Raw genomic sequence first — 26,830 nt, forward strand, 5'->3', positions numbered from 1 at the left:
GGTGTGACCGGAGCTACCGGTGCCACGGGTGCTGACGGCGCTACCGGCGCGACCGGCGCGACCGGTGCTACGGGCAACAACGGCACGAACGGCAACGACGGTGCCACCGGCGCCCAGGGCGCGACGGGCAACACTGGAGCCACGGGTGCTCAGGGTGCGACGGGCAACACCGGCGCGACTGGTGCTCAGGGTGCCACCGGTAACACCGGAGCTACCGGAGCTACTGGTGCGACCGGTCAGGCCGGCGCCCAGGGTGTGACCGGTGCGACCGGCGCCACGGGTGCAACCGGTGCGACAGGCGCGGCCGGTTCGACCGGTTCGGCTGGTGCAACGGGCGGAACGGGCCAGGCGGGTGCGCAAGGTGTTACCGGTGCGACGGGTGCCACGGGTGCTACCGGTGCCACGGGTGCTACCGGTGCAGCGGGTGCGACCGGCGCCACGGGTTCTTCCGGATTGGCCACCGTTACCCAGGTGGTCGACTCTTCGCCGGCCAGTACGACCAACAACCCCGGCGTCGGAACCTTGTTTACGTCGACCGTGTCTTGCCCGGCTGGTAGGACTCTGATCGGTGGCGGGGCGAACATCACGCAGGGCTCGGCCGCAAAGGCTGCGGTCTCGCAGAGTTACGCGAGCACTCCGGGTGTCGCTGGCACCTGGACCGCCCAGGCGATCATCACGGTGAACTCGAACAACAACAACATGCCGACGATTACCGCCTACGCGATCTGCGCCCAGTAAGGGCAGCAAAGCAAACGAAGGGCCCGGCCTCTGGCCGGGCCCTTCGTTGTTCTCAGCCCAGCGCAGCGGCCAGCGCGACCTCGACCATGGCGCCGAAGGTCTGCTCCCGCTCAGCGGCCGTCGTCTCCTCACCGGTGACGATGTGGTCCGAGACGGTGCAGATCGCCAGCGCCTTGCGCTGGTAGGACGCCGCCAATGTGTAGAGGGACGAGGCCTCCATCTCCACGGCGAGCACGCCGTGGTCGACCAGCGGCTTGCCCAGCTCGGCCGCACGCGGGTTGTAGAAGCTGTCGGACGAGTAGATGAGGCCCACATGGGTCGTGATGTCCTCGCGTGCCCTGGCAGCGTCCACAGCGGCTCTCAGCAGGTCGAAGTCGGCCACGGGCGCGTAGTCCAGGCCCAGGAAGCGGTGGCGGTTCATGCTCGAGTCGGTGCAGGCGCCTGAGGCGATCACGACGTCGCGGATCGCGATGTCGGCAGTGAGGGCGCCGCAGGAGCCGACGCGGATGATCTGCTGGACGTCGTACTCGTTGTAGAGCTCGTTGACGTAGATCGCCATCGACGGCTGACCCATCCCGGAGCCCTGCACCGAGACCGGCTGGCCGTTCCAGGTTCCGGTGAAGCCGAACATGCCGCGAACCTCGGAGTAGCAGGTTGCGTCCTCGAGGAAGGTCTCCGCGATCCACTTCGCACGCAGCGGATCGCCGGGCAGCAGCACGGTCGGAGCGATCTGTCCGGGTTGGGCGCCGATATGGGTGCTCATGGGCTCAACGTAGTCGCCGAACGCCGGTGCGGGTCACCTCGGTCCCACTAGGCTCGCCACCATGCAACTCGATGTGGTGCTTTGCGACTACGGCCAGGTGTCCGGCGACAAGCTGTTCATCAACGGCGGCGGGATCGACCGCATGTACGTGCCGGACGGACCCGGTCCCTACGTGGTCAACTTCAGCGTCGCGGGCACGGTCACCGTGCCGCCGTCGCAGGCCGCCGGCAACCACGTGCTGGGCCTGCGGCTGGAGACCGAGGACGACGAGCCGGCGCGGCTCTTCGGTGAGGCAGCCGGCGGCACCGTCGGTGGAGAGCTGCACCTGAACGGCAGCAACGCACCCGTCATCGACGACCAGACGATCTCCTTCGCCTTCAACTTCCAGGGGGTGCCGCTGGCCGAGCTCGGCGGCTACGAGCTGGTGTGCAGCCTGGACGGTGACGACCTCCGCCGGATCTTCTTCCGCGTCGAAGCGGTCGCGCAGAGCTAGGGCCCGCCATGTCGCAGCAGATCTGCTTGACGATGATCGTCAAGAACGAGGCCAGCATCATCCGTCGCTGCCTGGACATCGCCCGGCCGATGTACGACACCTGGTGCATCGTCGACACCGGCTCGACCGACGGCACCCAGGACGTGATCCGCGAGCACCTGGCCGGCGTCCCCGGTGAGCTGCACGAGCGGCCCTGGGTCGATTTCGCGCACAACCGGCAGCAGGCGATCGACCTGGCCAAGGAGCACGGCGACTACCTGCTCCTCGTGGACGCCGACGACAAGCTCCACGTGCCGGACCGCTATGTGCGGCCCGAGTTCACCGAGGAGGCCTACGACGTCGACTTCAACCTCGGGAACCTGATCTACCGACTGCCGATCCTGCTGCGCAGCGACCTGCCGTGGCACTACGTCGGGGTCATCCACGAGTACCTGAGCATCGGTCGCCCGCACACAGTCGGCTACCTCGACGGGCTGGTCATGGAGTGCACCCGCGACGGTGCGCGCAGCCAGCAGAGCGACGTCGACAAGTACTCCGCCGACGTCATCGTCCTCGAGCAGGCGCTCATCGACGAGCCCGACAACACCCGCTACGCGTTCTACCTCGCGCAGAGCCTGCGGGATTCCCTGCAGACCGAGAAGGCGCTGGCGGCGTACGAGGCGCGCGCAGCCATGGGCGGGTTCGACCAGGAGGTCTACTGGTCGCTGCTGCAGGCCGGACGCCTCGCCAAGGGCCTGGGGCGTCCGCCGGCCGAGGTCATCGACCGGCTGCTGCGCGCTCACGACGCGCGTCCCTCGCGGGTCGAGGCGCTCGGAGACCTCGCGGTGTACTGCCGCGAGCTGGGGGACCGGTGGCCCTCGGCCAAGATGTTCGTCGAGCGGGCGCTGGCGCTGCCGATCTCGGAGGACGTGCTCTTCGTCGAGCGGGACTGGTACGAGTGGAAGCTCGTCGACGAGCTGGCGGTCGCGGCGTACTGGCTCGGCGAGTACGACCTGACCCTCCAGGCGTGCAACGACCTGCTCGACAACGGGCGGGCGCCCAAGGAGCAGCGCCAGCGGATCCGCGACAACAAGCGGTTCGCCGCCCAGGGGCTCGGCTTCCAGGTCTGACGTTTCCGGCCCACAGGCCGACCTGAGGACCCCGTGGTCCACAGGGCCGGTACGACGGGTCGTCGACGGGTGGCGACGCCAGCGACCGTGGCGCCATGCCCACACCTCGTCATCGCGCCCTGCGCCAACGTTCGATCATCGTCAGCGTCCTCCTCGTCCTGCTCGGGTCGCTGGTCCTGACCTTCGCCTCGCCGGGTGGCCCGCCGTTCGCCTCGGCCGCGACCGAGGTCTCCAAGACCACCTGCAAGAAGTTCGACCCGAACCTCGTCAACGGCATGTGCCTGAAGTACACGGCCAAGTCCGGCACCGGCTACACCTGGATCGGCAGCTACAAGGCCGACAACGGCAAGGTCTTCTTCTGCATCGACTACCTCTACGACTCGCGGATCGTGAGCAGTGCGTCGGTGGTCGACACCAATCCGCTGATGAACCAGCTCGGCAAGAAGATCGGGGCTGCTGAGGTCGCTGCGCTCAACTACCTGATCTCGACCCAGGCTCCGAACGGCTCGACCGGCAGCGACGGCAAGGACGCGGCGATCGCCCTGATCATCCGTGAGGTGATGTCGGACGCGATCAGGCCCGACGGCACGGTCGTCTACAAGCCGGGGCTCAAGGTCGGCGGCACGGTGGCCGCGCCGACGGGAGGGCTCTCGGGCAGCATGCTGACGATCGCGCGCTCGATGTGGGATGACGCCTCGCGCTACCGAGGGCCTGGGACGTTGGTGCTCGACGGCGGCAAGCAGACCCAGATCGAGCTCGGCGACACCCAGGAGTACCAGGTCTCGGTGCTCTCGGCCGGACACCACCCGATCCCCGGGCTCAAGGTGTCCCTGGCCTGCTACGGCCCGATCACCTGCCCGTCATCGGTGACCACCAAGACCAGCGCGGTGACCGTGAAGGTGACTCCCACGGCGGTCGGCCAGGCGTCCATCAAGGCGACCACCTCGGCGCCCTCAGGCAACGGCGAGCTGCTGCGGCTGGACGGTTGGCACACCCACGGTGGCTCGACGGCGGCCGACAACGGTGTCCAGCGCGGCTGGATCGGTCAGCGCAACCGCACAGCGGCCGAGGCCAAGGTGGAGACCGAGATCGTGAAGGGGACCCCGACCGTGACCACCCGGACGTCCGCGCCCACTGCCCTGCCCGGCACGTCGCTCGCCGACCTCGTCACGGTCTCGGGGCTGCCATCGGGCTCGACCCAACAGGTCACCGCGACGCTGTTCGGGCCGTTCCCCTCCCGACCGACCGCCCAGTCGTGCACCGCCGAGGCCAAGACCGGCGAGGTCACCTTCCAGGTCGCGAAGAACGGCACCTTCACGACGCCGACGGTGAAGATCGACGACCCGGGCTACTACGTGTGGACCGAGTCGATGCCGGGCGACGACCTGGCCAATCCGGTGACGACGCCGTGCGGGATCGCCGACGAGACCACCGTCGTGGAGAGGCCGAAGACCCTCGCCCCCAGGAGGCCGACCGTGCACACCGTTGCTTCCTCCCAGCACGTGCGGGTCGGAGATCCACTGCGCGACCTGGTGGACATCTCTGGGCTGACGGCCAAGTCCGAGATCACCGTCGGCTGGCAGCTGCTCGGACCGGTTGCTCCACGGAGTGGATCGTGCGCCCGCCTGAGCTGGTCGAAGGCGAAGGTTGCCGCGTCGGGGTCGTTCAAAGCGCCCCGCGACGGTCGCTACCTGACCACGGCTGTGAAGGTCGGTGTCCCGGGCTGTTTCACCTACACCGAGCACGTGGCCGCGACAACCACGACCACGGCCGTGCGGACGAAGCCCGGCGAGGCGTCGGAGACGGTCCTGGTCACTCGTCCCGCGACCCCGGTCGTGCCGGAGATCCCGTCGGGCCCGGCCAGCCGAGGGCGGCGGTGAAGCACCGTGGCCGGGCGAGGCTGCGGCGGACCGCGGCGCTGGTCGGGGCCTCGACGGCATCGGTCGCGCTCCTCGGAGTCCCGTTCGTCTGGTCGCACCCGACCGACCCAGGCACGGCGCCGAAAGCTTCGGTTCGACCGGTGGCGGCGCCCGCGTCAGCGCCTGCGTCGGCGCCGACGTTCCATCCGAGGCCGCGGTACCTGACCCGCACCTACCGTGCCCCGGCGGCGCTCGTGCGGCCCGGAGCCGGCGGGACGCTGCGGATCCCGAGCCTGGGCATCGCGGCACCGATCGACGCCGTCGGACTGGACGGGACCGCGATGGCGGTGCCGAACGACGTCGAGCGGGTCGGCTGGCTGACCAGCACGGCGCGGGCCGGGGACGTGGTGGGAGCGAGTGTCCTGGCCGGGCACGTCTCCGACGAGCACGACCGGCCCGGTGCGCTTCACCCTCTGATCCGGATCAAGCTGGGCGCGAGAATCTTCTGGACCACCCCGAGCGGGGACACCGCGTCCTTCCGGGTGGTCCGGATCAGGCTGGTTCCACGCGCCCAGGGTCTGCCCGCCGCGATGTTCTCCGCGGCTTCCCGGAGGGAGCTCAACCTGGTCACCTGTGCCGTCCGGGTCACGACTCCTCAGGGAGGGTTCCACTACACGTCGAACCTGGTGGTGACTGCGGTGAGGTAACTCACCGGACCCGGCAGGGGCTCACGGGCTAGCCTGCGAAGCATGACGACCCTGTCTCCCCTGGCTCTACCCACCCGCGACGAGGACTGGGCCGGTTGGCTCGATGAGCGGGCTCGTGGGTCGCTGCGGACCGCGGGGGACCAGATCGCGGCGCTCAAGACCGCGACCGCGGGTGAGGTGGCGATCCTCGAGCTCTGGAACGACGCCTCGATCTCGCTCGCCAACGCCTCGGCGGTCACCAGCCTGCTCTCCTCGGTGCACCCGGACTCGGCGGTGATCGAGCTGGCCGAGGAGATCGAGATCGAGGTCCGACGGTTCGCCAACGACCTGCTCCTGGACCGCGAAGTCTTCGACCAGCTGTCGTCGCTGTCCGAGGACGGACTGGAGGCGGGCGCCCGCCGGGTGCTGCGGGACGCGCTGCGTTCCTTCCGTCGTTCCGGGGTCGACCAGGAGGACGAGACCCGCGAGCGGCTGCGAGCCCTCAACGAACGCGAGACCGAGCTGAGCCAGGCGTTCAGCCGCAACATCCGCGACGGCCGGCGTACGGCGCGCGTGGCTCCGGAGGCGCTCGACGGTCTGCCCGAGGACTTCATCGCTGAGCACCAGCCGGGCACGGACGGTCTGGTGGCGATCACCACTGAGTACCCGGACGTCATCCCGTTCATGACCTACAGCCGCGACGCCGAAGCCCGGAAGGCCGTCGCGATGGAGTACTTCAACCTCGCCTACCCCGTGAACGAGGAGGTCCTCCACGACCTGCTCGAGCTGCGCCGGGAGAAGGCTCACCTGGTGGGCTACGCCGACTGGCCGGACTACGACGCCGAGGTCAAGATGATCGGCAAGGGTGCGGCCATCGCCGAGTTCGTCGAGCAGATCACCTCCGACGCCGGGGATGCCGGTCGCCGCGAGCGCGCAGTCCTCGCCGAGCGGGGCGCCCAGGACGGCATCGCCGACATCGACCAGGCGAGCTGGCGCTACTGCTTCGAGGCGGTCAAGCGCGAGCAGTACGGCGTCGATGCCCAAGAGGTCCGCACGTACTTCGACTTCGCCAAGGTCCACCAGGGCCTGCTGGACGTCACCGGGCGCCTCTTCGGCCTGGTCTACGAGCCGGTGGACGCCCCGACCTGGCACGAGGAGGTCACCTCCTACGACGTGCACCTCGACGGTGAGCACCTGGGTCGGATCCACCTCGACCTGCACCCGCGGGACCGCAAGTACAACCACGCAGCCCAGTTCGACCTGGTCTCCGGCGTGGGCGACCGCCACCTGCCCGAGGGTGTCCTGGTCTGCAACTTCCCGCGCGGGTTGATGGACCACGACGAGGTCGTCACGCTCTTCCACGAGTTCGGCCACCTGATGCACCACACGCTGGCCGGTCGGCACCCGTGGGTGCGCTTCTCCGGGGTTGCGACCGAGTGGGACTTCGTCGAGGCGCCCTCGCAGATGCTCGAGGAGTGGGCCTGGGATGCCCGGGTCCTTCAGATGTTCGCCACCGATGAGTCCGGCACCCCGATCCCGACCGAGCTGGTCGAGGCGATGCGGGCGGCCGACGAGTTCGGGAAGGGCTTCCTGGCCCGGACCCAGATGCTCTACGCGGCGATCTCCTACCGCTTCCACCTCGAGGTGCCCGACGACCTGACAGCGCGGATGGAGGAGCTCTACCCGCAGTACAGCCTCATCACGCCGCTGCCCGACACGCACTTCCACGCCGGCTTCGGCCACCTCGACGGCTACACCTCGGCGTACTACACCTACATGTGGTCGCTGGTGATCGCGAAGGACCTGTTCAGCGCCTTCGACCCCGACGACCTGTTCAACGCCGAGCGAGCCACCCGTTACCGGGACACCATCCTGGCCGCTGGCGGCTCGGCGGACGCCGCTGACCTGGTCGCGGAGTTCCTCGGCCGTCCCTACAACGCGGAGGCCTTCGCGGAGTGGATGAACCGGTGACCGTCGAGATCGCGCTGTCGCGGCACCCGCACGACCGGGTCGCCGAGCGCCGTACGGACGAGGCCTGGCTCGCCGAGGTGTGGGCCGATGACGAGAACACGAGGGTCCTGGTCGTGGCCGGAACCCGGGTGCAGGTCGTGGACGCCGGACTCGCCTGGGTCCCGCCGAGCCAGGCGCCTGAGGGCACGAAGGTGCTGCTCGGCGAGCGCGACGGGACCGTCTGGTTCGCGGTGATCATCGACGGCAGCCATGCCGACCAGTCCTGGATGCCCCTGCGCGGGCTGGTGCCGGCGCTCGCCGACGACACCGGCGAGCAGGCGGCCCTGATCGTGCACGCGATCGGGATCGCAGAGTGGCTGTGGGCCACCCGGCACTGCATCCGCTGCGGCGGGACGTACGAGCCGATGCAGCTCGGCCACGTGCTGCGCTGCACCGACTGCGGTCGCGAGGAGTTCCCGCGCACCGACCCGGCGGTGATCATGGTGGTCGCGGACGGTGAGGCCCCCGACGACCGCTGTCTGCTGGGCCGGCACCCGTCCTGGCCGCCCGGTCGCTACTCGACCCTGGCCGGCTTCGTGGAGCCGGGGGAATCCATCGAGCAGGCCGTACGTCGCGAGGTCTACGAGGAGTCGGGCATCAAGGTCGGCGACGTCGAGTACTTCGGCAGCCAGCCCTGGCCGTTGCCGCGCAGCCTGATGATCGGCTGCATCGCGAAGGCGACCTCGGCCGACATCTCGGTCGACGGCCTCGAGATCGAGGACGCCCGCTGGTTCACGCGCGAGCAGATGAAGGCCGAGGCCGAGGCGGGCACGCTGGTGCTGCCCGGTGGCATCTCCATCTCCCGGTCGCTCATCGAGCACTGGTACGGCGGTCCGCTCCCGGGGCAGTGGTGACCCCTCGCAGGTTGAGCCTGTCGAAACCCAGGTGACGACGTGGAGCTGATTCTTGAGGGTCACCACCTGCCGGGCGCGAGCTGCGGCAGCTACCAGGACGTCCACGTGGGCGTGCAGATCCGCAAGGATCCCGACGGCCTGGTCCGGGGTGATGCCGACAGCGCACGTTGGGACCTCAACATCCAGGTGTTGAAAACCGACGACGGCGTCGACTTCCGGGGGCCGGCGGTGCACGGCCGTCGCGGTGAGCGGTTCGTCTACCTGACCTGGGGTGAAGGCTCCGGGGACGCGTTCACGATGTTCCGCCGGGCCAAGCTGATGCTGGCCGACGTACCGGACCCGAACGCTGGGACTGTCACGGCTCGCGTCCACCTGACCGACCACGCCGGCATGCCGCGGTGCGCCCGGCTGAAGCCGCCCGCGCTCGAGTGGGTCTGATCTACGCTGCAGCTGTGAGCAAGCGTCGCCCGGTCTATCTCAAGGCTGTCGACGTGCTCGCCCTGGTGCTCGTGGGCTTCTGCGCCGCGTCCGTGAGCACGCTGGTGCTTCGGACCCACTCCTGGGAAGGCTTCGTCTTCAGCTTCCTGTTCGCGGCTGCGTTCGACTACTGGTTCGTCCGGCTGCTCTCGGAGGTCCGTTACCTCTGGAGCGGACGAGAAACGCGCTTCCCGTGGCCGCTCAGGCGCCGAGCTCGGCCAGCTTCGCCTTCACCTGAATGACCGACGGGTTCGTCTGCGCGGTGCCGTCCGAGTAGACGAGGGTCGGGACTGTCTGGTTGCCGTTGTTGACCCGCATCACCAGGTCGGCGGCGGCCGGCTCCTGCTCGATGTCGACGACGGTGAACTCGATGCCCTCGCGGTCCAGCTGACTCTTCAGCCGGTGGCAGTAACCGCACCACGGGGTGGAGTACATCGTGAACTGGCCCACCCGCTCCTCGGTAGCGCTGTGGTCAGTGGTCTGGTCCGACATCTGCTTGTCCGTCCTCACAACTAGGCTTCAGGTATTCCAACCAGGACCAGAGGTGAAACCTTCCCGTGAGCTCCGAACGTCTCCTGACCGACCGCTTGCTGGAGGGCCTGGACCCTGAGCAGCGCCAGGTGGCTGAGGCGCTGCGAGGGCCGGTGCGGGTCCTGGCCGGTGCGGGCACGGGCAAGACCCGGGCGATCACCCACCGGATCGCGTACGGCGTGGCCACGGGCGTCTACAACCCCGCTGAGGTCCTCGCGGTCACCTTCACGACACGGGCGGCGGGGGAGATGCGCACCCGGTTGCGTGGCCTCGGCGCTCCCGGGGTCCAGGCCCGGACGTTCCACTCCGCAGCCCTGCGCCAGGTGCGCTACTTCTGGCCGCGGGTGTACGGCGGGGAGCCACCGGAGCTGACCGCGTCCAAGATCCCGGTCGTCGCCGGAGCGGCCCGCCGCAACCGGGTCGAGACCGACCAGGCCCGGCTGCGCGACCTGGCCAGCGAGATCGAGTGGGCCAAGGTCAGCAACGTCCGGCCCGACGACTACGAGGCGATCGCGCCGCAGCATGGCCGTGAGGTCAACGGCCTGGACGCCGCGACGGTCGGCCACGTCTTCTCCACTTACGAGGAGCTCAAGCGCGAGCAGGGCCGGATGGACATGGAGGACGTCCTGCTCATCGGCGCCGCCCTGCTGGCCGAGGACGAGCGGGTGGCCGCCCAGGTGCGCAGCCAGTACAAGTGGTTCGTCGTCGACGAGTTCCAGGACGTCAGCCCGATCCAGTCCGCGCTGCTGGACCTGTGGCTCGGCGGGCGTGACGAGCTGTGCGTGGTCGGCGACCCGGCACAGACGATCTACTCGTTCGCGGGTGCCCGCTCGTCGTACCTGACCGACTTCGCCAAGAAGTACCCGGGCACCACGAACGTCGAGCTGGTCCGCAACTACCGCTCGACCCCTCAGGTGATCGCCGCCGCCAACGGTCTGCTTCACGGCACCAGCACCGGCGCCGTCGAGCTGCGCGCCCAGCAGCCGAGCGGCGCCGACCTCGCCTGGCGTGAGGCCGCCGACGAGGTCGCTGAGGCCGACGCCGTGGCCACCGAGATCCTCCGCCTCCAGGCCGCCGGGACCCCGCTGCGGGAGATGGCGGTGCTGTTCCGGATCAACGCCCAGTCCGAGACCTTCGAGGAGGCGCTGACCGCCCGCTCGATCCCGTACGTCGTCCGGGGGGCCGCCCGCTTCTTCGAGCGTCCCGAGGTCCGCCAGGCGCTGGCGCTGCTGCGCGCCAGCCTGCGCGCCGGTGAGGCGGCCCGCGAAGGCCTGCTCGACCAGGTCCGCGGTGTTCTGGCCGGCATGGGCTGGACGCCGGAGGCGCCGACGGCCCGCGGGCAGGCCCGCGACCGGTGGGAGTCGCTGATGGCGCTGGTCTCCCAGGCCGAGGAGTACGCGGCCGCCGAGCTGGCCCCGACCCTGGAGGGCCTCGTCGCCGAGCTCGACCGGCGCGCCAACGAGCAGCACGCTCCGGTCGCCGAGGGCGTCACGCTGGCCACCCTGCACACCGCCAAGGGCCTGGAGTGGGACGCGGTCTTCCTGGCCGGCATGCAGGAGGGCTCGATGCCGATCACCTACGCCGACACCCCGGCAGCCGTGGAGGAGGAGCGCCGGCTGCTCTACGTCGGCATCACCCGCGCCCGCAAGAACCTGATGATCTCCTGGTCGCTGGCCCGGAACCCCGGTGGCCAGGCCCGCCGCAAGCCGTCCCGCTTCCTGGCCTCGCTGCGCCCGGCCTCGATCATGGACCGGGCTGATTCACCGACGGCCGCGAAGTCGCGCCGCCGCGGCAAGGCGGCTACCTGCAAGCTCTGCCAGAAGCCGCTGGCCAGCGCGCGCGAGCGCAACCGGGGCTTCTGCGCCGACTGCCCGATCCCGTACGACGAGGAGCTGTTCGAGACCCTCAAGACGTGGCGTCGGGGGCGGGCCGAGGCCGAGGAGGTGCCCGCGTTCGTGGTCTTCTCCGACGCGACCCTGGAGGCGATCGCCGAGGTGAAGCCGTCGAACCGGGCCGGAATGCTGCGGATCAACGGAATCGGCCCGTCCAAGCTCGAGAAGTACGGTGACGATCTTCTGGCCGTTCTCGCAGGAAAAAATCCTGTCCATAAATAGTTTGCGCGCTGTGTTATCCCCGGCGTACCTTGTGCAAACGCAAACAACGCGCACACACGGCTCTGACAACGCCGGCGCCCGAAACCTAGAGGAGGTGCACGACCAATGAACGCAACGACTTGCCAGTCCTGGCGCAACACCGTGATCCGGTCTACGTCCATCGTGCCCGCTCACGGTTTTGGCATGGGTGACGTGCGCCCGATGGCCTCCGGCTTCTACGCCGGCACGGCCACGCTCAAGCGTCACGCAGATGCCGTCCAGGCCACCCCGGTTAAGGGACACCTGCCTTGGAGTCCACCAGTCACATGAGTCCACGCTCATCGACCGGCACCTCCAAGGCCGCGGAATCCCAAACCAAGGGATCCGCGGCCTTCGTGTTTCTCACAGAGATTTTCAGCTTCACAACCGCGATCGATAGAGATGAAGGAGGTGACACATGAGCATCAGCGTTCTGGACCCGAAAGGTGTCGACGAGGAACTGCTTCCGTGCCGGGTGAACGACTCGGACCTGTTCTTCGCCGAATCGCCCACCGACGTCGAGCTGGCCAAGGCCCTGTGCCTTGACTGCCCCGTTCGCGCCGAGTGCCTCGCAGGAGCACTCGAGCGGCGTGAGCCCTGGGGCGTCTGGGGTGGGGAACTGTTCCTCCAAGGAGTGGTGATCCCCCGCAAGCGCCCCCGAGGACGCCCGCGCAAGAACGAGGTCGCAGCCTGAACGGCTGCGTCAGCACCTGACGCCGAGAGCACCAACTAACGGGGACACAGAGAAGACCACCATGAACCAAACTTTTGAACGGAGCACCATCATGAGCAACCTCTTTGCAGAGGAGCTGGCGCGAGAGCATATGAGCTCGCGCCTCCAGCAGGCGCAGAGTGCGCGTCGCGGGCAGCAGCTCGCGGCCGCTAGGCGCCTCTCCCGCAAGGCTGAGCGCGCCGCTGCACAGGCGCGTCTGGCCTTGGCCCGCGTGATCTGAGCACCCTTCGAGACGGTTGCAGAACAACCTCCTCAGGGACCGAAGTACCTGACTTCTCGTTCGATCGCGGGAAACAGCAAGGCCGGGTCGACAGCGACAAGCTCGCTGTCGGCCCGGCCTTCGTCATGTCCGGACACCTCGATCCGGCTACCGTGGGCCCATGCTCGCCTGCTCGTTCTGCGGCGCGGTCTCCGAGTCCGACCCGCCGCCGCTGACCTGGACCTCGGCCGTCGAGCGCGGCCGTCCCCAGTGGTTCTGCGAGACCTGCTCGCGCGAGCACCTGCGCGCGATGGAGTCCAAGCTCGACAGCGAGTGGTGGTGAGCCGCGCCGTCCTGGTCGCGCTGCTCCTGCTCGCGACGGGCTGCGGCTCCGCCAAGCCCCACCAGAAGGCCGATCCCGGCGGCCACGTGACGCTCGAGGCGATCTGCCCGGGCGCCCACCAGGTCTACGACGGGTTGGTCGCCTCCAACCCGGCCTCCCAGACCGCCTACGTCGACCACCTCGCCTCGCTGCGCAAGGTCGGCGATTCCCAGGCGCGGGACGCCCTCGACCCGGTGATCTCGGCTGCGAAGACCCTGGCCGCAGCCGGTCGCGGACCGAAGTTCGACGGCGCCCAGGACGGCGTCTACCAGTCGATCGTCGGCCTGGACAAAGCCTGCCGCGCGGCGGGCTCCTACATCCTGCACTGACCCCTAGTCAGCGTCCTTCGAGGCGGTTGCTGCGCAACCTCCTCAGGAACCGAACCCGGGCAGCGTCTCGAGCAGGATCTGGCGCAGCGGCACGGTCGCGCCCAGCTGGCTGAGCACGCCGCCGGCGCCGACCCAGGTGCGGTGGATCAGCAGGTAGGACGGCGGCAGGTTCAGCCGCAGCATGGTCGCGTAGGCGTCGCCCTTGGGGTCGTTGAGCCGGCGGAACTGCTCCTGGATCCAGGCCCGGGAGAACGTGAACTCCTCGACCCGGCCCGGCTCGACCAGGGGCGCGAGGTAGGAGCGCAGCTTGTCGGCGTCCATCCGGATGCCCTCGCGGATGAAGCCCTCGGCCCGGAACTGGGTCACCAGGGCGTCGTAGTCGTCCTCGCACGCCAGCCGCAGCGAGTGGCCCAGCGACGGCGGCAGCGTCCGCTCCGGCAGCCGTGCGACGGCGCCGTAGTCGAGCACGCCCAGCTTCCCCGGGGAGCCGTCCTTCGTCGGCAGCAGTCGGAAGTTGCCCGGGTGCGGGTCGGCGTGCAGGAGCCCGGTCCGCGCCGGTGCTCCGAACAGGAACCGCGCGAACAGCTCGCCGTAGTGGTTGCGCTCGTCGGGCGTGCCCTCGCGGATCACCTGGGCGAGCGAGGCGGGGCTTTCCATCCAGGAGGTCACCAGCACCTTCTCGTTGCCGGCGAGCACGCGCGGGACCACGATGTGCGGGTCGCCGTCGTAGGCCGCGGCGAACACCGACTGGGCCTCGGCCTCAAGCCGGTAGTCCAGCTCCTCCTCGGTGCGCGCCTGGAGCTCGGCGATCAGCGGCTTCACGTCCACGCCCGGGAAGATCGGGCCGAGCGTCTTGGCCACGCGCGCCAGCTGGCGCAGATCGCTGCGCAGTGCGTCCCCGGCACCGGGGTACTGCACCTTCACCGCGACGTCCTCGCCGTCCCAGCGGGCGCGGTGCACCTGGCCGATCGAGGCGGCGGCCGCCGGCTCGGCATCGAGGTCGGTCAGGCGGCCCGCCTCGGCGCCCAGCTCGTCCTTGAGGATCTGCCGCACGGTGATCGTCGGCATCGGGGGAGCGGAGTCCTGGAGCTTGGTCAGCTGGTCGCGGTAGGGGGCGGCCACGTTCTCGGGCAGCGCCGACTCGAAGATCGAGAGCGCCTGGCCGAGCTTCATCGCGCCGCCCTTGAGCTCACCGAGCGTGCGGAAGAGCTGCTCGGCGGTGCGCGCCTGGAGCTCGGTCATCACGGCCTCGGCCGGCTTGCCGCCCATCCGCTTGCCCAGCCCGATCGCGCTGCGCCCGGCGTACCCGAGCGGGAGCGCGGCCAGACGCGCCGTCCGGGCCACAGCCTTCCGAGGGAGCTCGCTCATGCACCCATTGTGCTGGATCGATCGTGAGCGCCCGGCAGTTCCCCGGAACGAGCCCACCCGCAGCCGCACGCCGGGTGCGGCATCCACGCCCGCGGCGCGAGGTCGACCTCGTCCGGTCCGAGCCGGACCGTGGCCGACCAGGTGCTGATCGGGTCGCCCTCGGCGTACCGGACGAGGTCGCGGACCGCCCACCCCAGCGCCATCGCCGCGACGGCAGCGTCGACGGGCTCAGGCAGGTCCCGGGGTCTGAGCAGTCGTGCGGCCCTGCTGACCAGCAGCGGGTGCAGCGGGTCCTCCTCAGCGTGGTGGTGGTCGACGCAGCGCAGGCAGGCGGTCCGTCCCGGATCGACGAAGGGACCGAGCAGGATCTCGCCCTCGACGGCGCGCAGCAGCAGGTGCGGCCGGCGCTCGCGCAGGAGCACGTCCAAGGAGGCCCGGTCGGGTTCGCCGGCACAGAGCAGCAGCGTGACCGAGCGCTCGGGACGGTCTGCGGTGCCCAGGCCGGTGGCACGCAGCAGCGGGCGGGGGTCGAGGGCGAGGTCTCCGGCCACCGTGATCGCGGTGCCACGACGGGCCGCCAGCCGCGAGGGCGCCGTGTGCGGGTGGCGCAGGCTGAGCGCGGCGGTCTCGGCCGCGGGGATCCCGGGCTGGACGAGGCTGCCGCCGTCCCGCAGCGCAGGCTGCAAACGCGGCAGGAGCCGACGCGCGCTGTCGTTGAGCGCCTCCCCGCGGGCGAGCGCGGTCAGGGTGCGGCGGGTCTGGGTGGAGTCCGTGACCAGCAGCCGGTGCCGGGGCGTCAGCCCGATCTGGAGCTCGCCGTCGGGCCGGGCGAGGACGACGAGACCGGGGGCGATCACGGGGCGGGGCTCAGGCAGGCGCTCGTTCATGGCGCCGGATGCTAGGAGCGGAGCCCGACGTTGCCGTTCGAGCGCTCCACAGACCTGCGCTCGGGAGGCGCTCAGAGGCTCCTGAGAACGCAAAACGGCGGGGCGCCCACCCGGAGGTGGGGCTCCCGCCGCCTTTGCAAGCTTGGGTGTTTGTCGGACTGAGCGGATGCTCAGGCGCGACCGAGGATGCGGTTCAGCTTGGTGCCGCAGACCGGGCAGGTGGCCTTGGCCATCTTGGTGCCCTTGTCGTTGACCTCGATGTGACCCTCGGCCTCACGCTTTTCCTTGCACTTCACGCAGTAAAACTCGCCGCTCCAGCTCTCCGCCATGACGGCCTCCTTGATCCCTGTTGCTGTGGTCGTCGCGGCGAGAATCTTGGGGAAGACCCGCCGGGGTCCGTTCAGGACCAATTCGACCCTAGACCACGCGCACGCGTAAACCACGCACCGGGTGCGCTTACGTGAGCGTGTCCTGAGCGTGTCGCGTGTCCGAAATGTCCGTGTGAGAAAGGTCCCGTGGCCCGCTCGGAGGACACCGGCGGCGATAGCCTCCGGAGCATGTCGTCCTCGAGTGAGTCCCTGATCGATCTGCGCCTGGAGCGTCCGAGTCCCGGAGTGGCCCGTCTCGTGCTCGACAACCCCGCCCAGCGCAACGCCATGTCGGACGGCATGACGGAGTCCTGGACGCGTGCGATCGACGAGCTCGCGGCTGATCCCGACGTACGGGTCGTGGTCGTCACGGGCGAGGGCAGCGCCTTCTGCTCGGGCGGCAATCCCGCGTGGATCGCGGGGGAGCCGGACGCCGAGGTCGACTACCTGCGCACCCGGATGATCGCGTTCTACCGAGCCTGGCTCTCGATCCGGAAGCTCGAGGTGCCGACCATCGCCGCGATCAACGGCCACGCCGTGGGCGCCGGTCTCTGCATGGCCCTGGCCTGCGACATCCGGTACGCCGCGCAGGGCGCCAAGATGTCGGTGCCGTTCGTACGCCTCGGGATGCACCCGGGGATGGCGGCCACCTACCTGCTCCCGAACGCCGTGGGCGACGCGGCTGCGCGCGAGCTGTTGCTCACCGGTCGCGCCGTCGAGGGCGAGGAGGCGCTGCGCATCGGCCTGGTCAGCCAGGTCTTCGCGCAGGAGTCGTTCGACGCCGAGGTGCAGGCCATCGCCGAGCAGATCGCTGGCACGGCCCCGATCCCGAGCCGCTACACGAAGGTCGCACTGCGCGACGGCGGCCACCGCGACTTCGAGAGCGCCGTGCAGTGGGAGGCGCTGGCCCAGCCGATCACCCTGGCCACCGCGGACCTGCAGGAGGGCGTCAGCGCCGCCCGGGAGAAGCGGACGCCGAACTTCCGGGGCGTGTAAAAGGCCCTCGGCCAGCTTCTTCGAGTGTTTGCCTTCCCCTTGCGAACACTCTCCGAAAGATGACCGAGGGCCCTTTCTGGGCGTCACGCTAGGGGCGCGCTCCGAGCGCGGTCAATGCAGCAATCGGACAGATTCTCCACGGCCTGTGGATAACCCTGTGGAAACTGTGTGGACATCCCCCGATGTGCTGTGGATCACGTTCTAGTTCCGACCTTTGCGCTCAGAACCGGGCTTGGGGCCGGTGGTGCCAGAATCGCGCTCATGTCCTCGTACGACGCCGGTCCGGTCGCCGCCCTGCGGCGGATCGCGTTCCTGCTCGAGCGCAGCCGTGCGGAGACCTACAAGGTCAAGGCCTTCCGCGGGGCCGCGGACGTGCTGCTCCCGCTGGACCCGGACGAGGTCGCCTCGCGGGTCGCGGCCGGCACGCTGCGCGAGCTCCCCGGGATCGGTGCCTCGACGGCCGAGGTGATCGAGGCCGCCGTCCAGGGCATTACGCCGGCGCGGCTGGCCAAGCTCGAGGACGAGGTCGGTGGACCGCTGGTCGACGGCGGCGAGAACATCCGGGCCGCGCTCAAGGGCGACCTGCACAGCCACAGCGACTGGTCCGACGGGGGTTCGCCGATCGAGGAGATGGCGTTCACCGCGATCGAGCTCGGTCACGAGTACCTGGTGCTCACCGATCACTCGCCGCGGCTCAAGGTCGCCAACGGCCTGTCGATCTCGCGGCTCAACAAGCAGCTCGAGGTCGTCGAGGCGGTCAACGCGCACCTGGGTGGAAGCGGGTTCACCCTGCTCAAGGGGATCGAGGTCGACATCCTCGACGACGGGGCGCTCGACCAGACCGACGAGATGCTGGCGAAGCTCGACGTCCGGGTCGCCTCGGTGCACTCGAAGCTGGCGATGGACAAGTACGCGATGACGCGTCGGATGATCGCTGCCGTGCAGAACCCGTTCACCAACGTGCTCGGCCACTGCACCGGTCGTCTGGTCACCGGCAACCGCGGCACCCGGGCCCAGTCGGAGTTCGAGGCCGAGAAGGTCTTCGCCGCGTGCGCCGAGAACGGGGTGGCCGTCGAGATCAACGCCCGCCCCGAGCGACGCGACCCGCCGACCACGCTGCTGAAGCTCGCGATCGACACCGGCTGCCTCTTCTCGATCGACTCCGATGCGCACGCACCGGGTCAGCTGGACTTCCAGGTCTACGGCTGCGCGCGCGCCGAGGAGCTGGGCCTCGATCCCGACCGCATCGTCAACACGTGGTCTAGGGACCGCCTGGTGTCGTGGGCGCAAAGCCGGATTTAGGGGGAGCCGGACGGTACCGTCCTGCCATGAGGCCTGAGGTCGAGGTCCGGCGTTCTGCCAAGCGCACCAGGACGGTGTCGGCGTACCGCAAGGACGGCAAGGTGATCGTGATGATCCCTGCCCGGTTCACCCGCGCCGAGGAAGCCGAGTGGGTCGACACCATGCTCGGCAAGCTCGAGAAGTCCGGCCAGCGTGGCCGCAGGACCGACGAGCAGCTGATGAAGCGGGCCAAGGAGCTCTCCCGCGACTACCTGCACGGCAAGGCCGTGCCGGCCTCGGTCCGCTGGGTCGACAACATGAACAGCCGCTGGGGCTCGTGCACCACCGGCGAGAAGACCATCCGGCTCTCCGACCGGCTGCAGTCGATGCCGGTCTGGGTCGTCGACTACGTGCTCCTGCACGAGCTGGCGCACCTGCTCGAGCCGAACCACAACGCCCGCTTCTGGCACTGGGTCGACAAGTTCGAGAAGTCCGAGCGCGCCAAGGGCTACCTCGAGGGTGTGGCCGCCGCGGCCAGCCTCGAGCTCGACTCCTGCGACTGACCTACCGGCGCGCCGCGGACTCGTCCTCGGCGGACGCGGGAAGCGCCAGGTCCGGGTCGCCGACGCCGGCGTCCACGGCCGGGATCTCCTCGACCGCACCCGCGCGCGACGGCTTGCGGCTGATCCGTCGGTACCAGTCGGGGGCGACCACGAGCGCCTCGGCGCGGAGCACCGCGGTGGCCACGCGCGGCAGGTCGGTGACGTCGCCGTAGACGAGGTAGCGCGGGACCCACTCGGGCCGGTACTTCACGTTCGAGCGGTACAGCGCCTCGATCTGGGCGAAGCGCGAGGCCCACAGCAGCACCGCCCGCCAGGCGCGCAGCACCGGACCGGCACCGAGTCGCTCGCCGCGGGCAAAGACGCTGCGGAAGGCCGAGAAGTTCAGCGACACCTTAGTGATCCCGACCTGCTCGGCGTCGGCCATCAGGGTGGAGACCATCAGCTCGACGATGCCGTTGACGGCGTCGGGGTGCCGGCGCATCAGGTCGAGCGAGAGCGCGTCGTCGCCCCACGGGACGAACGAGAGGAAGCCGACCGCGGCCCCGGACTCCTGGTCGCGCGCGATGACCACCATGCCGTCGTCGTCGCGCGCCTGGCCGAAGCGGCCCAGGGCCATCGCGAAGCCGCGCTCGATCGAGCCGTCGCGCCAGTCGATGGCCCGCGCCCGCAGCTCCTCCTTCTCGGCCTGCGTCAGGCTGGAGACGCGGTGCACCGAGGCCGTGAGACCGGCGCGGGTCGCCCGCGCGATCGCCTGGCGGACCATCCGCATCGGACGGCCCTCGAGGGTGAACTCCTCGACCCGGAGGATCGCCTCGTCGCCGACCTCGAGCACCTCGAGCCCGGCCTGGTGGTAGACGTGCGCACCGCGCTCGCTGCAGCCGAGGTTGGCCGGCGCCCAGCCGAAGTTCTGGGCCTCCTCCAGCCAGGCGGCAACGGCCTGCGGCCAGTCGTCGGGGTGGCCGAGCGGGTCACCGGCCGCGAACGAGACGCCGCCGATGACGCGGTACGACACCGCGGAGCGGCCGGTCGGGCTGAACACGACCGAACGGTCGTCGCGGGTGGCGAAGTAGCTGAGCGAGTCGACCCAGCCCCACTCGGTGAGCAGGTCGCGCAGCTGCTCGTCCTCCTCCGGCGTCAGCCGGTGCGGGCCTCCCGAGGGCACCATCGCGTTGACCAGCGCCAGTACCAGCACGGCCGCGCCGAGCACGGCCAGGCCCACGGTGACGACCGCCTGGGAGCGCGTGGAGGTGAAGTCGACCGGACCGGGGATGCCGAGCAGTCCCAGCGCTGCCTGGGCGAGCCGGTCGCCGCTGCTGGTGCCCGGGACCTGGCCGTCGCTGTCGACCGCGAGCCAGAGCCAGCCCAGCGCCGTACCGATGAGTGGGCCGGCGACGAGGATGGCCACCACCCGGCGCAGCGAGCGCGGGTCCGGGCGGGCGGTGAAGTTCTTGCGCGAGGCCACCAGCAGCACGATCAGCAGGATGCAGAGGAAGGCCTGCTCGGCCTGGAGGCCGCGAAGCAGGTGGATCGCCGCGGCGAGCGAGGTGAGCAGCAGCGCCACCGTCCACGCCCGCGCCTTGCCGCGACGCAGGCCGCGCGAGAGCACCAGCAGGACGACGCCGATGGCCGCGCCACCGGTGGTGGCCGCGGCCGGGAAGGCGTCGGGGACCATCGAGTCGATCAACCGCGTGCGGACGGCGATGCTCGGGAGGTAGGCGCTCAGGAGACTGACGAGGCCGACGACGAACACGATCCGGCTGACCCACAGCGGAGATCGCAGGGAGGAGAACCAGCTGCTCACTCACTTCACGTTACGCCTGTGCAGTGGCTGTTCGAACGCGGATCCCGCCGCAGGTGAGCGAGATCTCAGGAAGAAGCCACGGCGCGCAGCAGGGCGGCGACCGTCGCCTCCGCCTGGTTGAACAGTCCGGCGTGACCCGTGCCGGGCACGATCTGGACCTCGGCTCCGCCCAGGTGCGCAGCGACAGCCTCGGCTCCGGCGGGCGGGTAGAGGGGGTCGTGCTCGAAGTGGACGAGTGCCGCCGGTACGCCGGGCCAGGGGGCGCCGGTCGTGCCGCCGGCCTCGATCCAGCTCTTCGCGACCTGGGCCTGGCCGAGCTCCCCCTCGCCGGTCCACTGCTCCTGCTGGTCGCCCAGCAGCTCCCACCACTCGGCCACCAGGGCCGGGTCGCTCAGCTCGGGCCCGCCGAGGGAGGTCATCAGCGTCATCAGCCGGGTGAACTCCTCCGGGATCCGCCCACCCGCGTCCACGAACGCGTGGTCCGCAGCGGTCCAGGCGTCGCGGATCGTCGCGTCGGCGGGGCTGCCGGCGCTGGCCAGCAGGACGGCGCGGGTGATCCGCTGCGGCTCGCGACGGACGAGCTCCTCCAGCGTCCACCCACCGAGGGAGTAGCCGATGGCCGTGCAGGTCGTGATCCCCACGTGGTCGAGCAGCGCGCTGGCGTCCTCGGCCATCGAGGTCACCGACCAGGGGAGCGGCGGGCAGCCGGAGGGGGCGACGCCGCGGGCGGCGTACCAGATCACCTGGTGGCCCGCGGCGACGAGCGCGTCGACCAGGCCGCTGAACTCCCAGGCGATCATCGGTTCACCGGTCCCGCCGATGAGGAGCACCGGCGGGCCGTCGCCCCGGGTCTCGTAGGCGAGCTCGTGCGTGGGCAGCGCGACGGTCGGCATCAGGCCCGCTGGCGTTCCCGGGCCAGCCGGATCAGGTCGACCATGTCCGGCTCGTCGGTCGGCAGGTCGTCGGAGGAGAACCAGCGCACGTCGAGCGACTCGTCGCTGACGACCGGCTGGGAGTCACCGCCGAGCCGGGCCAGGAACCGTACGTCGAGGTGCCGCACCGGTCCGCGCGGATTGCAGAAGTCGACGGTGTGCAGCGAGAGGTGCACGGGCTCCGGGTCGATGACCAGGTCGGCGAGGCCGGACTCCTCGGTCGCCTCGCGCAGCGCCGCGCCGGCCAGCGTGGTGTCCTCGGGCTCCAGGTGGCCGCCGAAGGCGAACCAGCGCTGGGCCTTGCCGTGCAGGTTCAGCAGCACCTGGGAGCCGTCCGCGTTGAGCACGAGCGCTCCTGCGGTGAGGTGGTCGGGGAAGCAGGCCTTTTTCAAGCCGTCGGGCTGGGACTCCAGGTGCGCGACGTACTCGGATCGCCAGGCGTCCTGCTCGGCCGAGGGCGCGGTCCACCCGGACAGGACGCGCAGGGCGTCCGCGTGCAGGTCGTTCATGCCTCGCGGGGTCCCGGCTCTTCGGGAGCGTCCGGGTTCTCGTTCTCCAGCAGGTCCGCCAGCGCCTTGTCGAAGGCCTCGTCGTCGACGTCCGGCACGTCGCTGCCGAGGTCCTCGCGGAAGCCCAGCGGGTCGTCGAGGTCGGCGGCGCTCGGCAGCAGGTCCGGGTGGGCCCAGACCGAGTCGCGGGCGTCCTGGCCCTGGCGGGTGCGCAGCGAGCCCCACAGCGCGGAGGCGTCGCGCAGCCGGCGCGGCCGCAGCTCGAGGCCGACCAGCGCGGCGAACGTCTCTTCGGCCGGTCCACCGGCGGCACGGCGGCGCCGGATCGCCTCCTGGAGCTTGCCGGCGTTCGGCATCCGCTCGGCGGTGGCCTGGCCGACGACCTCGTCGACCCAGCCCTCGACCAGCGCGAGCGTGGTCTCCAGGCGCTGGAGGGCGGCGGTCTGGGACGGCTGCTGCTTCGGCTCGAAGAGCCCGCCGTTGATGGCCTCGCTGATCGCCTCGGGGTTGCTCGGGTCGAGCTGGCCGAGCGTCTCCTCGATGCCGCTGATGTCGATGGTGACGCCGCGACCGAAGTCCTCGACCGCCGCGATCAGGTGCTGGCGCAGCCACGGCACGTGCGCGAACAGCCGCTGGTGGGCCGCCTCGCGCAGGGCCAGGTAGAGGAGCACGTCGTCCTCGGGGACGTCGAGGCCCTTGGCGAACGCGGCCACGTTGTGCGGGACCAGGGCGGCCTTGCCCGCCGGTCCGAGGGGCAGTCCGATGTCGGAGGCGGTCAGCACGTCGCCGGAGAGCTCGCCCAGCGCCTGGCCGACCTGGGAGCCGAACATCGCGCCGCCGGCCTTCCCGATAATGCCGATCAGCGGACCGGCCATCGCACGGGCTTCCTCAGGCAGCGCGTTGCTCATCGCACCGACCACGTGCTCGGCGACCGGCTCGACCAGGACCCTCCAGACGCCGGTGGTCTCCTCGATCCAGTCGGCCCGGCTCCAGGCCGCGGTGGTGGTGATGCCCGAGGGCAGCGAGGTGGTCTCGTCGAGCCAGTGGTCCGCGAGCCGGAGCGCGTCGGCGACGCGGGTGTGCGCGCCGCGGTCCTGGCTGGGGTCGGGCTCGGCGGCTGCGGTACGGCGGGCGATGTCGGTGGCGAGCTGCCAGTTCACCGGCCCGTCGTACGGCTGCATCAGGGACTGCATCTGGCCCATCAGCGCGCTCAGGTCGAGGTTGCTGAGGTCGGGCATGCCGCCGCTCGCGCCGAAGGAGGCGAACACGGACTCGAAAGGCGTGCCCTTGAAGGGGTTCGGGGTGTTGTCCTCCGGCTCGTCAGGGGTGTGGCCGGCGTTGTCGCTCATACCTCCAAGTTACCGGGCACACCGCGACACCCCTAGAGTCAGTCGTGTGACCTCCGCATCCACCGGAACCGGGAACGTCGTGCGCCTGCTCGACGTTCGCGATGCGCCGTTGGACGTCGCCGAGGTGATCGCCGCGGTCTCCGACCCGGCCGCGGGTGGGCTCAACGTGTTCGTCGGCGCGGTCCGCGACCACGACCACGGTCAGGGCGTGGTCCGGCTGGAGTACTCAGCACACCCGACGGCGCTCGACCGGCTGGCCGAGGTGGCCGCTGAGGTAGCGGCCGAGTTCGACGCGATCGCCCTCGCGGCGGTGCATCGGGTCGGGGTCCTGGGGATCGGCGACCTGGCGGTCGTCTCGGCCGTATCGGCCGCGCACCGCGACCAGGCGTTCGCCGCTTCGCGGGCGCTGATCGACCGGCTCAAGGAGCGGGTGCCGATCTGGAAGCACCAGGTCTTCACCGACGGCACCGAGGAGTGGGTCGGGACTCCCGACTGATCGTCAGGCTTCGAGGTCGAAGTACACCGGCTCGACCGGGGAGCGGCCGGTGATGTCGATGACGCGGTCGGCGTACGCGACCTGCTTCTGGGCCTGGGCGAGCGCTGAGCTGAGCGCGGTCGTCGCGGCCAGCTGACGGGCGAGCAGCTCGCGCGCCTTGGCGGCCAGGTCGACCGGCATCGCGCCGAGCACCGCCGGCGGACGCCAGGGCTCGATCGGCGCGCTCTCCAGCCCGCGGAGCAGCCGCTCGATGGAGATCACGTCGAGCTCGAGTCGCTCGAGCTCTGCCTCCCAGACTGCGCGGGCCCGATCCCGGTCCATCTCACGCCGTCCTTGCCGGACCGGAGACCGACTCGAGCGCCGCCTGGCGCCAGGTCTCGCACAGGTCGGTGACCAGTGCCAGGCAGTCGTCGGTGATGGAGGCGTCCTTGTGGATGTTCGCCATCACCAGCTGGCGGTGCAGGAACCCGTACAGGGCCGAGAGGTCGTAGCCGCCGCGGAACTGGTCGGCCTTCAGGCTGGCCTGGAGCTCCATCACGATGTCCTGGGCGTGCGTCAGCTGCCGGTGGGTCTCCTGGAAGTCGCCGCGTTGCTGCGCCTCCAGCCCTCGTTGAACGTCGAGCACCAGCCGCTCGTAGAGCATCACCAGCAGTCTGGCGGGGCTGGCAGTTGCGACGGATGCCTCCGTGTACGCCGCGCGTGCGTTCGTCATCATGTGGGTGCCTTCCTTAGCTTCCCGATGAGTTGTTGGCAGAGAGTGACGAGAGCTGCGAAGTCAGCCAGTTCTGCTGGCTCTGCAGCTGTTGCAACGCCGTCTCCATGGCGGTGAACTGCTTCGTCAGGGTGTCCTGGCGAAGCGCGAGCCGGGTGTCCCAGTCCGTGATGCTGTCCTGCAGCTGCTTGATGGTGCTGTTGCGTCCGTTGATCGAGTTCGTGATGGTGCCGCTGATCGGGTCGCTGGCGGACTTCGCGACCTTTTGGACCCGGTCGGCGAACCCGCCGGCGGTGGTGGTGAACTTCGCCGCGGTGCCCGCCGGGTCCGCGTTGTACGCCGCGGTGAAGGCGTCCGGGTCGAAGGTGAGCTTCCCGTAGCGGTCGAGCTGGATGCCGACGCCGGCCAGGCTGGTGCCGTCGGTCGGGTAGACGGCGTCGAGCAGGCTGTTGGCGATCGAGCGGACGCTGCCGTCGGAGGCCAGCGGCCCGGAGGTCTTGGTGGTGGCGTCGTAGTCGGTGAGTCCGTCCATCTTGGTCAGCGCCGCGTTGATCGCGTCGACCAGGCTCTTGACCTGGCTGGTCATCGAGGTCGTGTCCTGGGCGACCTTCACGGTGACGGCGGTGCCCGCGGCGACCGACGGGTCCAGGGTGATCGAGAGACCGTTCGCGACACCGGTGAAGGTGTTCGAGGCCGAGTGCACGGTGTCGCCGTTGATCGTGAGGGCGGCGTCGACGCCGGCGGTGACACTCGCGCCGCCGAGCAGGTCGGAGCCGTCGGTGTTGGTCAGCGTGAAGTCCGAGGCTGCCCCGGTGGCCACCGAGGTGACCTGGAGCCGGTAGGTGCCGTCGTCGAGCTTGACCGTGCTCGCCTTGAGGCCGGTGCCGCCGGCGTTGATCGCGTTGATCAGGCCCTGCATCGTGCCGTCGCCGGTGTCGATGTCCTGGGTGGTGCCGTCGAGGTGGTCGATCGTCACCTGGGTGGATCCGGTGGTGACGGCCGAGCTGAGCGCGGCGGTACCGGTGAACCGCAGCTGGTGCGCGGTGGCGACGTTGCCCACGGTGAACGAGAGCTGGCCGGTGGTCGCGGCGGGGCCGGCGGTGACACCGACCAGGGTGCTCGAGCTGGTCGCCGAGACCGGGTTCCACGAGGTCGGCTTGGCGAGCGTGGCGGCCTGGGTGGCCAGCGCGGCGAAGGCACTGTTCAGGTCCTGGAGCGACTTGACGTTCGACTGCTCGGTGGTGACCTTCGACTTCAGGTTGGTCTGGGTCTGGGCCTCGACCTGCATCAGCTGGCTGATGATCGAGCTGGTGTCCAGGCCGCTGACCAGGCCGCTGACGCTCGTCGTGCCGGTGCTGGTGGAGATGCTGCTGGCCACTGCTCAGACCTCTTTCACGTTGGTGCCGGCGGTCCCGGGTGGGAGTGGGTCTCACCCCCACCCGGGGTTCACGCCTGGCTAGGACTCACTGCAGGAGCTTGAGAACGCTCTGCGGAGCCTGGTTCGCCTGGGCCAGCATCGCGGTGCCGGCCTGGGAGAGGATCTGCGCGCGGGTGAAGTTCACCATCTCCGACGCCATGTCGGTGTCGCGGATCCGGCTCTCCGACGCGGACAGGTTCTCGACCGCGACGTTGAGGTTGTTGATGGTGTGCTCGAACCGGTTCTGGACCGCACCGAGCGAGCCACGCAGGGTCGACGTCGCGGTGATCGCGTCGGTGACCGTGGTGTTGTCGGTGATGTCCAGCGCGGACGTGTCCACCTGGCCCGACAGGTCGACGTCGAGGACGTCGGTCGGGTCGGTGCCGACCTGGAAGCTCGTGTTGGCCGAACCGCCGAAGAGGGCGACGCCGTTGAACTTGGTCGAGGTCTGGATCCGGTCGATCTCGGCGCTCAGAGCGTCGAACTCGGACTGCAGGGCGGCCTGCGAGTCGGTGTTCTGGGTGCCGTTGTTGTACTGGACCGCGAGGTCGTTCATGCGCTGCAGCATGGAGTGGACCTCGGTGAGCGCACCTTCAGCGGTCTGCGCGACGCTGATGCCGTCCTGGGCGTTGCGGACGGCGACCTGCAGGCCACCGACCTGCGAGCGCAGGCCCTCGGAGATGGCGAGGCCGGCGGCGTCGTCGGCGGCCCGGTTGATCCGGAAGCCGCTCGACAGCTTCTCCAGCGAGCTGGACATCTGCCCCTGCGTGACGGACAGGTTGCGGTACGCGTTGAGAGCGTCGGTGTTCTGGTTGATGCGGAGACTCATGATGTTTCCCTCCTGGAATAGTGAGTC

At 70.0% G+C, this 26,830-nt stretch carries 30 protein-coding genes; 17 read left to right on the forward strand and 13 right to left on the reverse strand.

Annotated features, from left to right (window positions below; genetic code table 11):
- Positions 1 to 471 precede the first annotated feature (471 nt).
- Entirely contained in the window at positions 472 to 738 is a 267-nt protein-coding gene (locus EFL95_RS19690; protein WP_221176317.1) for a hypothetical protein, read from the forward strand.
- A gap of 52 nt (positions 739 to 790) precedes the next feature.
- Here EFL95_RS19690 and deoD read toward each other — a convergent pair whose 3' ends face one another.
- Complete coding sequence (gene deoD, locus EFL95_RS03705; protein ID WP_123232728.1) at positions 791 to 1,501, reverse strand: purine-nucleoside phosphorylase; 711 nt, start codon at positions 1,499 to 1,501, stop codon at positions 791 to 793.
- Positions 1,502 to 1,562: 61 nt separating this feature from the next.
- Here deoD and EFL95_RS03710 point away from each other — a divergent pair, with 61 nt between their 5' ends.
- The 8 genes from EFL95_RS03710 to EFL95_RS19170 all read left to right on the forward strand — a co-directional run bounded on the left by EFL95_RS03710 (position 1,563) and on the right by EFL95_RS19170 (position 9,231).
- Entirely contained in the window at positions 1,563 to 1,994 is a 432-nt protein-coding gene (locus EFL95_RS03710; protein WP_148044956.1) for a DUF6941 family protein, read from the forward strand.
- A gap of 8 nt (positions 1,995 to 2,002) precedes the next feature.
- Positions 2,003 to 3,103 carry a glycosyltransferase gene (locus EFL95_RS03715; protein ID WP_123232730.1) on the forward strand — a complete coding sequence of 367 codons (1,101 nt, stop codon included), beginning with the start codon at positions 2,003 to 2,005 and terminating at the stop codon, positions 3,101 to 3,103.
- Positions 3,104 to 3,198: 95 nt separating this feature from the next.
- A complete protein-coding gene (locus EFL95_RS03720; RefSeq protein ID WP_123232731.1) occupies positions 3,199 to 4,983 on the forward strand; it encodes a hypothetical protein in 1,785 nt (594 codons plus the stop codon).
- Positions 4,984 to 5,216: 233 nt separating this feature from the next.
- Positions 5,217 to 5,669 (forward strand): class F sortase, encoded by a 453-nt coding sequence (locus tag EFL95_RS03725; protein WP_183407012.1) that lies wholly within the window; start codon positions 5,217 to 5,219, stop codon positions 5,667 to 5,669.
- A 42-nt stretch (positions 5,670 to 5,711) separates the two neighbouring features.
- Positions 5,712 to 7,619 (forward strand): M3 family metallopeptidase, encoded by a 1,908-nt coding sequence (locus EFL95_RS03730; RefSeq protein WP_123232733.1) that lies wholly within the window; start codon positions 5,712 to 5,714, stop codon positions 7,617 to 7,619.
- Positions 7,616 to 8,512, forward strand: a complete 897-nt coding sequence (gene nudC / locus EFL95_RS03735; RefSeq protein WP_246004794.1) for an NAD(+) diphosphatase — start codon at positions 7,616 to 7,618, stop codon at positions 8,510 to 8,512. Before EFL95_RS03730 ends, nudC begins: the two co-directional genes overlap by 4 nt.
- Before the next feature lie 39 nt (positions 8,513 to 8,551).
- Positions 8,552 to 8,950 carry a DUF5990 family protein gene (locus tag EFL95_RS03740; protein ID WP_123232735.1) on the forward strand — a complete coding sequence of 133 codons (399 nt, stop codon included), beginning with the start codon at positions 8,552 to 8,554 and terminating at the stop codon, positions 8,948 to 8,950.
- Positions 8,951 to 8,964: 14 nt separating this feature from the next.
- On the forward strand, positions 8,965 to 9,231 hold the full coding sequence (locus tag EFL95_RS19170; protein ID WP_148044958.1) for a hypothetical protein: 267 nt from the start codon (positions 8,965 to 8,967) through the stop codon (positions 9,229 to 9,231).
- Here the strand turns inward: EFL95_RS19170 and EFL95_RS03745 are convergent.
- Positions 9,191 to 9,481 (reverse strand): mycoredoxin, encoded by a 291-nt coding sequence (locus tag EFL95_RS03745; protein ID WP_123232736.1) that lies wholly within the window; start codon positions 9,479 to 9,481, stop codon positions 9,191 to 9,193. The genes EFL95_RS19170 and EFL95_RS03745 overlap by 41 nt on opposite strands.
- A 65-nt stretch (positions 9,482 to 9,546) precedes the next feature.
- Here EFL95_RS03745 and EFL95_RS03750 point away from each other — a divergent pair, with 65 nt between their 5' ends.
- From EFL95_RS03750 to EFL95_RS03765, 4 genes are all read left to right on the forward strand, one after another.
- Entirely contained in the window at positions 9,547 to 11,634 is a 2,088-nt protein-coding gene (locus EFL95_RS03750; protein WP_183407013.1) for an ATP-dependent DNA helicase UvrD2, read from the forward strand.
- Between the two features lie 436 nt (positions 11,635 to 12,070).
- Entirely contained in the window at positions 12,071 to 12,346 is a 276-nt protein-coding gene (locus EFL95_RS03755) for a WhiB family transcriptional regulator (RefSeq protein WP_123232737.1), read from the forward strand.
- A gap of 419 nt (positions 12,347 to 12,765) precedes the next feature.
- Entirely contained in the window at positions 12,766 to 12,927 is a 162-nt protein-coding gene (locus EFL95_RS19355) for a hypothetical protein (protein ID WP_183407014.1), read from the forward strand.
- Entirely contained in the window at positions 12,924 to 13,295 is a 372-nt protein-coding gene (locus EFL95_RS03765) for a hypothetical protein (RefSeq protein WP_148044959.1), read from the forward strand. The genes EFL95_RS19355 and EFL95_RS03765 overlap by 4 nt, the downstream gene beginning before the upstream one ends.
- 42 nt (positions 13,296 to 13,337) lie before the next feature.
- On the opposite strand, the gene EFL95_RS03770 is transcribed toward EFL95_RS03765, so the two are convergent.
- The 3 genes from EFL95_RS03770 to EFL95_RS19360 form a co-directional block, all read right to left on the reverse strand.
- On the reverse strand, positions 13,338 to 14,663 hold the full coding sequence (locus EFL95_RS03770) for an ABC1 kinase family protein (protein ID WP_123232740.1): 1,326 nt from the start codon (positions 14,661 to 14,663) through the stop codon (positions 13,338 to 13,340).
- Positions 14,660 to 15,550, reverse strand: coding sequence for a hypothetical protein (locus tag EFL95_RS03775; protein WP_148044960.1), 891 nt, complete (start codon positions 15,548 to 15,550; stop codon positions 14,660 to 14,662). The genes EFL95_RS03770 and EFL95_RS03775 overlap by 4 nt, the downstream gene beginning before the upstream one ends.
- Before the next feature lie 170 nt (positions 15,551 to 15,720).
- Complete coding sequence (locus EFL95_RS19360; RefSeq protein WP_183407015.1) at positions 15,721 to 15,879, reverse strand: DUF5679 domain-containing protein; 159 nt, start codon at positions 15,877 to 15,879, stop codon at positions 15,721 to 15,723.
- Positions 15,880 to 16,107: 228 nt separating this feature from the next.
- Between EFL95_RS19360 and EFL95_RS03780 the strand changes: the two genes are divergently transcribed.
- From EFL95_RS03780 to EFL95_RS03790, 3 genes are all read left to right on the forward strand, one after another.
- On the forward strand, positions 16,108 to 16,914 hold the full coding sequence (locus tag EFL95_RS03780; protein ID WP_123232742.1) for an enoyl-CoA hydratase/isomerase family protein: 807 nt from the start codon (positions 16,108 to 16,110) through the stop codon (positions 16,912 to 16,914).
- Between the two features lie 261 nt (positions 16,915 to 17,175).
- On the forward strand, positions 17,176 to 18,216 hold the full coding sequence (locus tag EFL95_RS03785; protein ID WP_123232743.1) for a PHP domain-containing protein: 1,041 nt from the start codon (positions 17,176 to 17,178) through the stop codon (positions 18,214 to 18,216).
- Between the two features lie 26 nt (positions 18,217 to 18,242).
- The gene (locus tag EFL95_RS03790; protein WP_123232744.1) at positions 18,243 to 18,758 is read left to right on the forward strand and encodes a M48 metallopeptidase family protein; all 516 of its coding nucleotides are present in this window, start codon (positions 18,243 to 18,245) and stop codon (positions 18,756 to 18,758) included.
- A gap of 1 nt (position 18,759) precedes the next feature.
- Here EFL95_RS03790 and EFL95_RS03795 read toward each other — a convergent pair whose 3' ends face one another.
- The 4 genes from EFL95_RS03795 to EFL95_RS03810 form a co-directional block, all read right to left on the reverse strand.
- On the reverse strand, positions 18,760 to 20,559 hold the full coding sequence (locus EFL95_RS03795; protein ID WP_123232745.1) for a phosphatidylglycerol lysyltransferase domain-containing protein: 1,800 nt from the start codon (positions 20,557 to 20,559) through the stop codon (positions 18,760 to 18,762).
- A gap of 65 nt (positions 20,560 to 20,624) precedes the next feature.
- Positions 20,625 to 21,452 (reverse strand): alpha/beta fold hydrolase, encoded by an 828-nt coding sequence (locus tag EFL95_RS03800; RefSeq protein WP_123232746.1) that lies wholly within the window; start codon positions 21,450 to 21,452, stop codon positions 20,625 to 20,627.
- Positions 21,452 to 22,000 carry an NUDIX hydrolase gene (locus tag EFL95_RS03805; RefSeq protein ID WP_123232747.1) on the reverse strand — a complete coding sequence of 183 codons (549 nt, stop codon included), beginning with the start codon at positions 21,998 to 22,000 and terminating at the stop codon, positions 21,452 to 21,454. Before EFL95_RS03805 ends, EFL95_RS03800 begins: the two co-directional genes overlap by 1 nt.
- The gene (locus EFL95_RS03810) at positions 21,997 to 23,349 is read right to left on the reverse strand and encodes a zinc-dependent metalloprotease (RefSeq protein WP_123232748.1); all 1,353 of its coding nucleotides are present in this window, start codon (positions 23,347 to 23,349) and stop codon (positions 21,997 to 21,999) included. The genes EFL95_RS03805 and EFL95_RS03810 overlap by 4 nt, the downstream gene beginning before the upstream one ends.
- A gap of 46 nt (positions 23,350 to 23,395) precedes the next feature.
- Between EFL95_RS03810 and EFL95_RS03815 the strand changes: the two genes are divergently transcribed.
- Positions 23,396 to 23,845: a molybdenum cofactor biosynthesis protein MoaE gene (locus EFL95_RS03815; RefSeq protein WP_246004795.1), complete on the forward strand. Its 450-nt coding sequence runs from the start codon at positions 23,396 to 23,398 to the stop codon at positions 23,843 to 23,845.
- 3 nt (positions 23,846 to 23,848) lie between these two features.
- On the opposite strand, the gene EFL95_RS03820 is transcribed toward EFL95_RS03815, so the two are convergent.
- From EFL95_RS03820 to EFL95_RS03835, 4 genes are all read right to left on the reverse strand, one after another.
- Positions 23,849 to 24,166 carry a hypothetical protein gene (locus EFL95_RS03820; protein WP_123232749.1) on the reverse strand — a complete coding sequence of 106 codons (318 nt, stop codon included), beginning with the start codon at positions 24,164 to 24,166 and terminating at the stop codon, positions 23,849 to 23,851.
- Position 24,167: 1 nt separating this feature from the next.
- Positions 24,168 to 24,557 carry a flagellar export chaperone FliS gene (gene fliS, locus EFL95_RS03825; RefSeq protein ID WP_246004796.1) on the reverse strand — a complete coding sequence of 130 codons (390 nt, stop codon included), beginning with the start codon at positions 24,555 to 24,557 and terminating at the stop codon, positions 24,168 to 24,170.
- 16 nt (positions 24,558 to 24,573) lie between these two features.
- Positions 24,574 to 25,935, reverse strand: coding sequence for a flagellar filament capping protein FliD (gene fliD / locus EFL95_RS03830; protein ID WP_123232751.1), 1,362 nt, complete (start codon positions 25,933 to 25,935; stop codon positions 24,574 to 24,576).
- Positions 25,936 to 26,020: 85 nt separating this feature from the next.
- Positions 26,021 to 26,803 carry a flagellin N-terminal helical domain-containing protein gene (locus EFL95_RS03835; protein WP_123232752.1) on the reverse strand — a complete coding sequence of 261 codons (783 nt, stop codon included), beginning with the start codon at positions 26,801 to 26,803 and terminating at the stop codon, positions 26,021 to 26,023.
- Between the last annotated feature and the right edge of the window lie 27 nt (positions 26,804 to 26,830).

Origin of the sequence: Nocardioides marmorisolisilvae, assembly GCF_003725775.1 — a bacterium.
Classification (GTDB): Bacteria; Actinomycetota; Actinomycetes; order Propionibacteriales; family Nocardioidaceae; genus Marmoricola; species Marmoricola marmorisolisilvae.